Source organism: Rhodopirellula maiorica SM1 (assembly GCF_000346295.1).
Lineage (GTDB): Bacteria > Planctomycetota > Planctomycetia > Pirellulales > Pirellulaceae > Novipirellula > Novipirellula maiorica.
Window position 1 is genome coordinate 1 of sequence record NZ_ANOG01000418.1, and the last position, 10,644, is coordinate 10,644.

General features: G+C 50.7%; 8 protein-coding genes. 3 read left to right on the top strand and 5 right to left on the bottom strand.

The window, feature by feature from the left end:
- The 5 genes from RMSM_RS13350 to RMSM_RS36815 form a co-directional block, all read right to left on the bottom strand.
- Positions 1-2,491 (bottom strand): type I restriction endonuclease subunit R (locus tag RMSM_RS13350; RefSeq protein WP_040766348.1); only part of this gene is annotated, 2,491 nt, incomplete at its 3' end.
- A 17-nt stretch (positions 2,492-2,508) separates the two neighbouring features.
- The gene (locus RMSM_RS13355; RefSeq protein ID WP_008696718.1) at positions 2,509-3,726 is read right to left on the bottom strand and encodes a restriction endonuclease subunit S; all 1,218 of its coding nucleotides are present in this window, start codon (positions 3,724-3,726) and stop codon (positions 2,509-2,511) included.
- Positions 3,723-5,852 (bottom strand): type I restriction-modification system subunit M, encoded by a 2,130-nt coding sequence (locus RMSM_RS13360; protein WP_008696719.1) that lies wholly within the window; start codon positions 5,850-5,852, stop codon positions 3,723-3,725. The genes RMSM_RS13355 and RMSM_RS13360 overlap by 4 nt, the downstream gene beginning before the upstream one ends.
- A 67-nt stretch (positions 5,853-5,919) precedes the next feature.
- Positions 5,920-6,810 (bottom strand): ImmA/IrrE family metallo-endopeptidase, encoded by an 891-nt coding sequence (locus RMSM_RS13365; RefSeq protein WP_160168288.1) that lies wholly within the window; start codon positions 6,808-6,810, stop codon positions 5,920-5,922.
- Between the two features lie 119 nt (positions 6,811-6,929).
- Positions 6,930-7,379, bottom strand: coding sequence for a helix-turn-helix domain-containing protein (locus RMSM_RS36815; protein WP_008696721.1), 450 nt, complete (start codon positions 7,377-7,379; stop codon positions 6,930-6,932).
- 160 nt (positions 7,380-7,539) lie between these two features.
- Here RMSM_RS36815 and RMSM_RS13375 point away from each other — a divergent pair, with 160 nt between their 5' ends.
- The 3 genes from RMSM_RS13375 to RMSM_RS13385 are packed head-to-tail and all read left to right on the top strand — an operon-like array spanning position 7,540 to position 10,495.
- Positions 7,540-7,773 (top strand): DUF2188 domain-containing protein, encoded by a 234-nt coding sequence (locus RMSM_RS13375; RefSeq protein WP_008696722.1) that lies wholly within the window; start codon positions 7,540-7,542, stop codon positions 7,771-7,773.
- 5 nt (positions 7,774-7,778) lie between these two features.
- Positions 7,779-8,915: an SAVED domain-containing protein gene (locus RMSM_RS13380; RefSeq protein WP_040766347.1), complete on the top strand. Its 1,137-nt coding sequence runs from the start codon at positions 7,779-7,781 to the stop codon at positions 8,913-8,915.
- Positions 8,912-10,495, top strand: a complete 1,584-nt coding sequence (locus RMSM_RS13385) for a nucleotidyltransferase (RefSeq protein ID WP_008696724.1) — start codon at positions 8,912-8,914, stop codon at positions 10,493-10,495. Before RMSM_RS13380 ends, RMSM_RS13385 begins: the two co-directional genes overlap by 4 nt.
- The last annotated feature ends 149 nt before the right edge of the window (positions 10,496-10,644 follow it).

The window sequence follows — 10,644 nt, forward strand, 5'->3', positions numbered from 1 at the left end:
CCCCAGACAAATGGCTTTCGGCAGCTTCAATTGCCTCGATCAGGGCGGCGATGCGAACTTCGATCGGCTCGATGGGGTCGCCAATATCTTGTCCAGCAACGGTTGCCGCGTAGTCGGCAAGTGCTTTTCGCAAGCTGCCAAGCATTCCGTTGTAGTCGACAATGACGCCGCAATCCTTGCCCGGTGAAACCCGGTTCGCCCGAGCGATTGCTTGCATCAGCGTGTGGGCACGCATTGGCTTATCGATGTAGAGCGTTGAAAGCGTTTCTACATCAAATCCCGTCAACCACATGGCACAAACGATGGCCACGCGGAACGGATGCTCTTCTTTCTTGAACGCCGTTTCGACGTCGATGCGTTCTTTGTTCCCAGTCGCGAAACCTTCTTTGATGATCGCACGGTGTGGCTTGATGTCGAAGTTCCATTTTTTGAACTCGGCAACTTCACCCTGCTGTTCCGAGATAATGATCTGAATCAGAGTCTCATCCATCCAGTCGGCACGGGCATACAACTTGTCTCGCTGCTCAGCCAAAGCTTCCTTTGCAATCGCGTCGGTCGCTGCCGCTTCTGCTTGCTTGAAACCGTCAGCGTCGTCTCGTATCTGCTTGGCCTTGGCCTTCCATCGCGGGATAATTCGCTCGTACATTCGGGCACAAGTGACTTTGTCGATGCACACCAGCATCATCTTGCCGGTTTCCCAGCGTGCAGAACAATGCTGGACGAAGTCCTCAGCAATTCGGTCTAGTCGTTCATCCGCCGTGATGACTTCGTAGGACTTACCCAGCAGTTTCTCCAGCTTCGCCATTTCGTCGACATCGAGATTCGCCTCCTCGACCTTTTCAGCAATGGCATCGTTCAAGTCAATTCGACGAAGCCCGAGTTTCTCGCCCCGGTTTTCGTAAACGAGTTTGACCGTTGCTCCATCCTCCTCGGCACGTTTGAAGTTGTACGTCGAAACGTACGAACCAAAGATTCGCTGCGTTAAAAAATCGGTGTCATGCAGCAAAGGTGTTCCGGTAAATCCGATGAACGAAGCGTTCGGCAAAGCAATCCGCATATTGCGAGCCAGCTTGCCGGCTTGGGTGCGGTGCGCTTCGTCTGACATGACGATGATGTCGTCACGTTCGCTGTAGGGCTTCTTGGGTATCTCGTCGCGTCTAAACTTGTGAATCATGGTGAACATGAACCGATGATTCTCACCTAGCAGCTTTTCGAGTGCTTTGGCCGAACTTGCTCGCGGTGTTTTTTCGCTACAGACACCAGAGCCAACAAACGTCTTGTAAATCTGATCGTCCAGGTCCTCTCGGTCGGTCATGACCAAGAACGTGAAATTGCCGGGTACAACCCGGCGAACCTTCTCCGCAAAGAAAACCATCGAATACGATTTTCCGCTTCCCTGCGTGTGCCAGAACACACCAAGCCGCCCAAGATCAGGATGGGCACGCTCAATCAACGGTAGTTCACGAGTTTTACGGTACCGCTCAGCTTTTTCAGCCACGACATTTGCGTCGATCGTTTCTTCTTGTGGTGAGTCTGCGAGGATCGGCGGATCGGCGACGTCCACCGTCCCCACGCGATGAACAAGTCTCTTGTCGATTGGGATTTGTTCTTTCAATGCCTCTTGGCAGATCACAGAATCGACCGCTCGATTCACGCCCAATACTTGATGATTACGGGCGACGACTTTCCGCGTCTTACCTGCCTTGCTCTCATCAAACAGGATGAAGTTCTCGATGATGTCCAGCAACTTGTCTTTGGCAAACATCCCGTTGAGCATGGCACGAGCTTCGAGCTTATCGTCGTCTTCGTCGTTGCGTTTCCATTGATAGAAGTGATCCCATGGGCTGGTGATCGAGCCATATTTGGCTTCGTCACCGTTGCTGACAACGAGAAATGCGTTGTGATAGAACGCGTGGGGAATCGTGTCCTTGTAATCCGCGATGTTTTGATCAAAACCGTTGCGGATATTCGTCCAAACACTTTTGAGTTCAACGAAAACTACGGGTAAGCCGTTGATGAAGCAAACCAGGTCGGCACGTCGGTTGTAGTGCGGGCTGCGAAGTCCCTGGATCTTCAGTTCGCGAACGACAAGAAAGCGATTGTTTTCCGCGTTACGAAAGTCGATTACCTTAACCTTGCGTTTAACGGTTCGGCGATTCTTGTCCTTGTATACTACCGGCACACCATCACGAATCCATTCGTAGAACTCTGAGTTATGACGGAACGTGGAACGCGAAAAGTCGTATCCCGTCATCTTGCGAACTGCATCTTCGACGGCACTGTCTGGCAAATCTTCGTTTAGCTTATTCATCGCTTCACGCAGATCGCGAGCTAACACCACTTCACGCATCGACTCTCGACCCAGCAGCGAATCCGCCCCAAAGCCCTCTTGGTTCCAAGCGTACTCACTGTCCCATCCGAGTTCAGTGTCTAGGAACTCGGCGAACGTCTGTTGTACGGCTCGGTCTTCGCTGTTGATGTCAGTAATCATGGGCATAAGTGATTTGGTTAAACTTCAATTTCACCGCTAATCAACCGTGGGAGCAGCAACTCCCGAGCTTCAATAAGCCTTTGGTTCTGTTGATGAAGCAAAATGACTTTCCTGCAAATTGGCTCAGTTATTGCCTCAAAGGCGTGAAGCACGTTGGTTGACGGGATGACGGCATCAAGATGCCCCATTTTGATCGGACTTAGGTTTTGCTGAGCAACTCCCGTCGCGATCGTCTCGAGTCGAACTTTGGTTGTCTCGTTTCTGAAAAAACTGTAGACGAAGCCCAAGCCGCGCTTCGGTATCAGTTTTGCAACGCGTTGATTCAACAGGCAATTTGATCCCGTGACTAGACAAGCTCGACCAATATTGCCTGTTAGCGACAGTAAGACATCTCCAACGCTAAGACTGCAATGCACGGGCATTTCACGGGGTATCTCGTCTATGCGACTGTCACTGTTGGCATCGAATTCACCATCTTTGACATGCCTAATTGTAACAACACGAAACAAGCCGGAATCTGTGAACGACTTGCTCTTGAATGCGTACCCCGACTTGATCTCAACTAGGTCACGAACGGTTCCTTTAGTCCATCCTTCTGGAATGCCATCGACAACATTGAGGTCATCGTGACCAGGAAACTGAAGTCGCACAAACCATTCCTTATACAACTGCTGTGCCGCTTCCTCAAGCAATGCAATCCGTCGTAGGTTGTTTTCAATAAGGTCGTCGTACCGTCGAACGTAAAGCGATATTCGTTGCTGTTCATCAAGAGAAATATTGGGAACATGAATTAATCTCAACTCGCTTCCACGGATTCCTTTGACGTTAACGCCGGTTACGATAGATCCTACTGTGGCTCGCCCAAGCGGCGAATTGAAATAGTAAAAGTAGAAACGAGGGTCCGCAAGTTTCGGATCCAGGCGAACACGAATTATTGATGACTCAAACGTTGTGTCCTCGTTGGGAGATTCGATGAGCGTACACTTTCCCGCTCCCTCCTCCACAAGTGATCTCCGGGCAAAAAGCAAATCACCGTGAGCGACGAGAAAACGCTCCTTCTCCTCTAAAGAAAGCTCAACACGTTTCATGTCCTGATCTCGAATCACAGGAAACGCGAATAGCTCTCCCATATTGATGATTTTGCAACCAGTGCCGTGGTACTCTTTACTCTTGTAGATGCCATTGCGGGATGACTGTAAGTAAAGCTCGCCGAATACAATTGAACTCCACTTCATTTGGTGACTTCCAACAGTGAGAAATCAATTTCCTGTGAAAGTTCAATGGCTTGAGTATTTAGCTCGGCGAGCTCGCCCCGAATTTCTGCCATTCGTTCGTCAAAATCGAATCCTGCATCGTCTTCAATCGCGGCGACTCCGACATATCTTCCTGGCGAGAGTGAATACTCGTTATCAGCGACTTCGCCGCGCTGAACTGATTTGCAAATCCCTTCAACGTCAACATAGGTAGCGTCAGGGAATTTGCACTGCAGCCAATTCACTTGACGTTGAAAGTATCCCGGCAGCCTGAAGGCATCCAAGAGCATGACGCGAAGGTTTGCCGCTTCTCCGTCTTTTGGAGTTCGGATCAGTGTTTTGTGCAATTCGCGAGTTTGAGCAGTATTCCAACCTTCGGCTTTATTTGCGTCGAGTTTCTTCGTCGCGATGTCGTAGCAAGTGGACGCCAGTTTATTCGTTTGATTGACGATCTTGCGAATCGATTTAACTTCGGCCATGACGGCCTCGGTTCGCTCGTGAGCTCTAATCAATTGGCGGTTGGTTTCAAGCCCGGCCGATCCGATCCAATTGACGAGCTCGGCGATTTCTTGCTTTGTCTGAGAGTGAGCGTCTTTGAATTTGCTCCAACTCTCGACAAGATCGGTGAACGCTGTGGAAAAGGCTTCACTATTGATGTTGTCGATTTCCTCGCCTGGATCTGCTGAGAGAGAGCAATTCCAGGTTTCGAGATGCCCGCAGAATTCACCCATCGTCTCTGAGTAATCGTCAAGCAGAGGAGCTAGCTCGCACGCTGCTTTGCTGGCCTGTAGAAGATACCCACGAACAAGGCTCAAATAGCGTTCCGTTTCACCACGATGCAACCAAACAATCGACGCTATGTTTTGCAATTGCTCCGGTGAAAAATCGTTGATAACGCGAGTTACTTTCCGATAAATCGTTCTCGCGTCTATCATCAGCACCTTGTCGATTCGTTCCTTTGGTTTTCCCTTGTCAAAAAACCATAACATGCACGGCAGCGGGCGGGTGTAGAAAAAGTTCGTACCGATTGTGACCATGACGTCGACGTGGCCAGTTTCGACTAATTGTTGGCGAATCAGCTTGTCGTCACCGCCAGCATCGGATGCACTGGACGCCATGACAAAACCACTTCGGCCTTTGTCGCTGAGATAAGAGTAAAAATACTGAATCCAAAGATAGTTTCCGTTACTGACCTTTTTCTTCTTGTTGACGCTCGGTAAGCCAAACGGCAATCGAACGTCACCTTTGACTTTTTCGGCGTCGACCATATCGACGTTGAACGGTGGATTGGCCATTACGTAATCTGCTTTGCCAAGCAGGCCGTGTTCGTCTTCGTAGAACGAGTTCGCTTCGACGATATCGCCCTCCAATCCGTGAACGGCAAGATTCATCTTGGCTAAGCGAATTGTGGTCGCGGTTTTTTCTTGTCCGTAAAATGTCAAGTTGTGAGCAGCGTCTTGTCCCATTGCCTCGACGAAATGGCTCGATTGCACAAACATTCCCGCCGATCCGACGGCCGGGTCAAGAACCACGCCTCGTGTCGGTTCGATAATGTTCACGATCGTTTGCACCAATGACGGTGGAGTGAAGAACTCACCATTGTCCTGTGCACCTTGCATCGCAAACTTCATCAAGAAGTATTCGTAGATGCGACCAAATACGTCTCCTGTCGCCGACTTCATGGCCTCGGAGTCGAAGGCACGCAACAGGTCCTCAAGAACTTCGCGTTCAAAGATGCCGTATTCACGCGGCAGGACACCCGCAAGTGGCTCAAAAGATTCCTCGATCTTATCCATCGCCGTATTAACGGCTTCGCCCAAGTCCGTGTCGCTGGGTAGATCCAGCAAATACTCGTAGCGAGACTCTTCCGGAAGAAACAAAGCACGACGTTTAACGTAGTCCGCTTTTACGGGTGAACGCTTCAGTCCACTAGCTTTGATTTCTTCGGTTGCGGTATCGAATCGGTTGGCGGCGTGACGCAAAAAGATGATGCCCAGCACGGGCATGCAGTACTCCGTGCTAGTTAGTTTCGAGTTCGCACGCAGGTTATCTGCTGTTTCCCACAGATCCGCTTCCAGCCGTTTGATGTTCGCAAGTTGGTTTCCCATAGATGATTGTTGCTTTGAAGATTACATGGTTTGAATGGTTTTGTCACACAGTTCTGTTTGTGGACGATCAGTCGAACAGCGTGGGCGAGTTGTCTGGCGTCGCGCTGCGTTTCTTTTTTGCCTTTTGAACCGCAACTGGGCGAACGATTGCAGCAACCGAGTGTTCCCCTTTCGGGCCTCGTTGGTTTCGATCGGTTGGCAACGGGATCGCCATCACGTTGTACGTGCCAGATGCTGGCCCAAAATCAAGATGACATTCACCATCAAAACAAGATGCTGTAGATGATGCCTCGAAAATGGGGCCGTCGTTCTTGATTGATTTTTCGGGCGGTAGGTAGTGACCTAGTTGCGAGAAGCTCTCACTCGCTATCGAGTAATCAATTCGCAGCTGCAACGCGTCACGCACTTGTTCATCGTGACTCAGACCAAACAGGTTGGTTTGTTCTTCGTTGTCAACGACGCCTTTTTGAACGGGTTTCAGTTTCCAAGTGAAGAAAACCGCAGCGATCGGGTCGTTTGAAAGCTCGGCAAACCGACGTAAGGTTGCCTCTCGCGATCCATGGTAAGTGTCGGCTAACGCGACAAGCCCCGATGCATTGGATACCTGATTCGCGTCATCTGAAAACCATGGCTGCGGAAACAGCAATTCAGCAGCACCGATATCGCAGAGCATTTCAAGATATTGGTCAGGATCATTTCGATCCCGATAGCGAGCATCCGTTCGACACCATGATTTCTGTTCATATTCAGGAAAGAACGTGTGGCTGATCTCGTGTGCAACGCTGAACCGTTTTCGCGTCTCGGGTCGATCGGGATGCACTCGCATTTCGACGCCACCCTCGCTACGTGGAGCAAGTTCGGCATCTGGACTTTGGATCGGTAGATCCCCGCTTACATGAATGCCCTGCAAGCTAGTGAGAACATCGACGTCAATTGGCATTTCTGGACGGCCAAACATGGATTCACATGTTTGAATCAATTGCCGTGCTTTCGCGCGTATGGCTTCTTCGGGCGAACTAGCCCCGGTTGAGCGAACCAATTCGTCAATAAAAGACTGTGTTGTTGAATGCCCCGAACTCATTTTGATGGCTTCCGTGAATTACTCGCCATCAAGAGGTAAAGCTGGTGCCACTCGTCGGGCGTTTGAGGCTGACCGCCTCGAAAACGCGTCTTCGCAAGGTCTTGAAGGTCCGACTCTGAAAGCTCCGTGCCCTGGCTCTTGAGTCGATCCCGAAACGCAACGAGTGACGCCGGGATTTCACGCGGCCCCTCTGTGGTCTGAACCGACGGCAGGCTGAGAAGGTCAGCCAGCGTTCGCGATAGTGCATCAGCAATCTGCATCAGTACCACCGCAGAGGGTTTTTTAGTTCCCTCGGTATCTCTCTCTAGTTCCCAGAGATACGCCTTGGAGATTTTCGCCTGCTTGGCTACCTGATCCAACGACAACCCCTTTTCCTCACGGAACTTACGGAGATTCTCCGCAAGTGGGATTTTTGGCGTTTCGTCAGGCTTTGGGGCTTCTTCCATGACAAAAGCATATCAGTTGCATGGGGTCAAAGCAAGACACGGCGTTCGTTATAGTTGACACCCTGCGAGCGAACGGGTATGTTCGTTATAGATATACGGCATTTGCTGTCGCAATGACGCCAGTGCCATCGACTTTTAACTCCTAACCCAAGGAAATCTCATGACCAAAAAGGACTACCACGTTGTGCCAAACGGCGAAGGATGGGCCGTCAAACGCGAGGGCGGCGATCGAGCTTCTTCGCTTCATGACACCCAACGCGAAGCTATCGATGCCGGCCGCGATCTTGCGAAGGCAAACAAGACGGAACTTGTCATCCACCGTCCCAATGGCCAGATCCGAGACTCGGACAGCTACGGGAATGATCCAAATCCGCCCAAAGACACGAAGCACTAATTCTTATGTCTGTGTCTTACATTCCCGAATGGATCAAGCTCTGCCTTTGGGGCAGAGCGGCTGGTTGTTGCCAATATGAAGGCTGCAATGAAGTGCTCTATCGCGACAAAGTGACGAAGGCTGAATTCAACCAAGCGTACATTGCACACATCATCGCGGATAAACCCGGCGGGCCTCGCGGCGATGCTGTACTGTCCGAGAAACTAAGAAAAGAATTGAGCAACCTAATGTTGCTGTGCGATGTGCATCATCGGCTAGTCGACAAGATCGACGTTGATGGCCATCCTGCCTTCCGGCTTGAACAGATGAAGCGGGATCATGAACGCCGCGTTGCTACCGTTACCAGTATCGATCGATCTCGTCAGTCGCATCTGCTGTTCTACGGGGCAAGAATTGGCGAACAAGGGGCACCACTCACTCTGGCCAATGCAAAGTTGGCAATGATGCCAAATCGGTATCCGGCGAATCACGAACCAATTGCTCTCGGTTTGAAGAACAGCTCGTTCGTCGATCACGAGCCTGATTATTGGACGTTTGAAATTGCGCATTTACGTCGACAATTTGCGGCTAGGGTGACGCCGCAGTTGACAGAAGAGATTCAACACCTATCGGTGTTTGGACTCGCACCGATTCCGTTGCTGATCGAATTGGGGCGACTTCTATCGGATATCCCAAACGTCGACGTTTACCAACTGCATCGCGAACCACCTGGGTGGCAATGGCACGAATCAACCGGTGAATTGAAATTCACGACCACACAAGAAGGTCCATCAAATGCGACGCGGGTCGGTCTAAACTTGTCACTCAGTGCAAACATCGCAAACCAGCGAATCAGGAATGTGATGGGCGACGACAGTTGCATTTGGACGGTATCAGCTCCAAAGCCAGGCAACGACTTTCTAAAAAGTAAAGAGCAGCTACGTGCCTTTCGCGAAACGATGCGGGCCACGTTTGACGCCATCAAGCTGCAACACGGTGAAGACGCTGAACTATCTGTTTTTCCGGCAATGCCAGTCTCCGCTGCCATCGAAATTGGTCGTGTATGGATGCCGAAAGCTGATTTACCGTTCACCGTTTTCGATCAGAACCGTTCGTCGGGGGGATTCTCGCCGGCACTAACCATTTTCCAAAGCCCACGATGAATTACAAGATGATTGACAACCGAACTCTGATCGTCAATTCGATCCTAGAGCAGATCGCGGAAGAGCTAGACATTCCGCCGAGTAAGTATCAACAAGCAGTTGATCGCTACCAGGCAGTGGGTCGTTGGCTGGAAGGCGGCGACTACCCTGGTTCAACGGGCACACCAAAGATCTATCCACAAGGATCGTTTCGACTTGGCACTGTCGTTCGACCTATTCGGGAAGGCAAGGAATGTGACTACGACATCGATCTTTCGTGCGAACTCATCATTCCCAAAGAACGAACCACGCCGCAGGATATTCGTCACTTCATCGGTAACCGCCTCAAAGAACATGGAAAGTACAAGAAGCTCCTTGACGACGAAGGGCGTCGATGCTGGACATTGTTGTACGCAGAGGAGGACGGGACAGGATTTCATTTGGACGTATTACCTTGTGTGCCTGATCCTTCGATTTTCGACAACGTCGATCAGCAACTAAGCCTCCAGTCAGCAGCACTGACCGACCGTCGTGAATCGGACAACGGTTACGACTGGGGATTTACAAATCCAGCAGGCTACGCGGATTGGTTTGCACAACGTCAGCGAGTTGTGTTCAGTCGAACGGCATCGCTTCGCAAAGATCAAATCTTTCGCGAGAATCCAACGATCTACGCGAGTGTTGACGACGTCCCAGACCAGTTGGTCAGAACACCATTGCAACGAGCGATTCAGGTTTTAAAACGACATCGGGATATCCGATTCGCCGATCAAAAAAACAGTAGTGATCGGCCGATCTCAATTATCATCAACACGCTTGCTGCTCTGGCGTATCAGCAAGAACCGGACGCGTACACGACCCTTGCGAACTTCCTGGATCGTGTGCAGCGCTACCAGGAAACTGAGTTGATTCGTTGTGAGGATGACGAATGGATTATCGCAAATCCCGTGAATCCTAACGAGAATTTTGCCGACCGCTGGAACGATCCTGGCAGCGGTCGTCCCGATGCGTTTTTTCAGTGGATCAACTGGTTACAAGAGGACATAGATGAAATCCTGAACGCGTCTACCTCATTTGAATTGGAACGCTCGCTTCAAGGTGCATTTGGCGATTCGGTAGGTAAACGGGTGGCAGGCAGTTTTTCATCGAGCCTACCGGGGCGGCAGTTACCTGCTGTGTCGGCGTTTGGACGCGTTGCAAAACAGCTTCTGCGATTCGACTTCGCTCATCGTCAGGCCCCAAAATGGCACGTGCAGCCCACTCGGTACACCGCAAAAGTGCGGGCTAAGTATCTGCGAAATGGATTTCGGCCGACTGCATTCCGCAGCAATGCGCCAGCATTGCCAAAGCATGTCGACCTGGTTTTTGAAGCGGAAGTCGATGTCCCCAAGCCCTACACCGTGTATTGGCAGGTCGTTAATACCGGACAAGAAGCCATACGGGCAAACTGCCTACGCGGAGATTTCTACGACAGCAACAAAGCTGGCAAGACTCGAGAAGAGCGAACAGAGTACAGCGGCATGCATTGGGTCGAGTGCTTCGTGGTAAAGAACGATGTATGTGTTGCCCGAAGCGGTGAGTTCGTGGTCAATATTCTGTAGCGACTGAAACATGGCTTTTGCCTAGCCGAACCATTATTAGTCGTTTGAGGTCAATTCTTGACGCCAGAATACATCGGCCTTTCACATTTTATTGACAAGATGCAATCCAACAACATTCAATCTGGTGTCTGTCGACTGTGCAAACAGCA

Coding starts and splice junctions, on each gene's coding strand:
- RMSM_RS13355 (WP_008696718.1), bottom strand. CDS start 3,726: ATGAAGTGGAGTTCAATTGTATTCGGCGAGCTTTACTTACAGTCATCC.
- RMSM_RS13360 (WP_008696719.1), bottom strand. CDS start 5,852: ATGGGAAACCAACTTGCGAACATCAAACGGCTGGAAGCGGATCTGTGG.
- RMSM_RS13365 (WP_160168288.1), bottom strand. CDS start 6,810: ATGTTTGGCCGTCCAGAAATGCCAATTGACGTCGATGTTCTCACTAGC.
- RMSM_RS36815 (WP_008696721.1), bottom strand. CDS start 7,379: ATGGAAGAAGCCCCAAAGCCTGACGAAACGCCAAAAATCCCACTTGCG.
- RMSM_RS13375 (WP_008696722.1), top strand. CDS start 7,540: ATGACCAAAAAGGACTACCACGTTGTGCCAAACGGCGAAGGATGGGCC.
- RMSM_RS13380 (WP_040766347.1), top strand. CDS start 7,779: ATGTCTGTGTCTTACATTCCCGAATGGATCAAGCTCTGCCTTTGGGGC.
- RMSM_RS13385 (WP_008696724.1), top strand. CDS start 8,912: ATGAATTACAAGATGATTGACAACCGAACTCTGATCGTCAATTCGATC.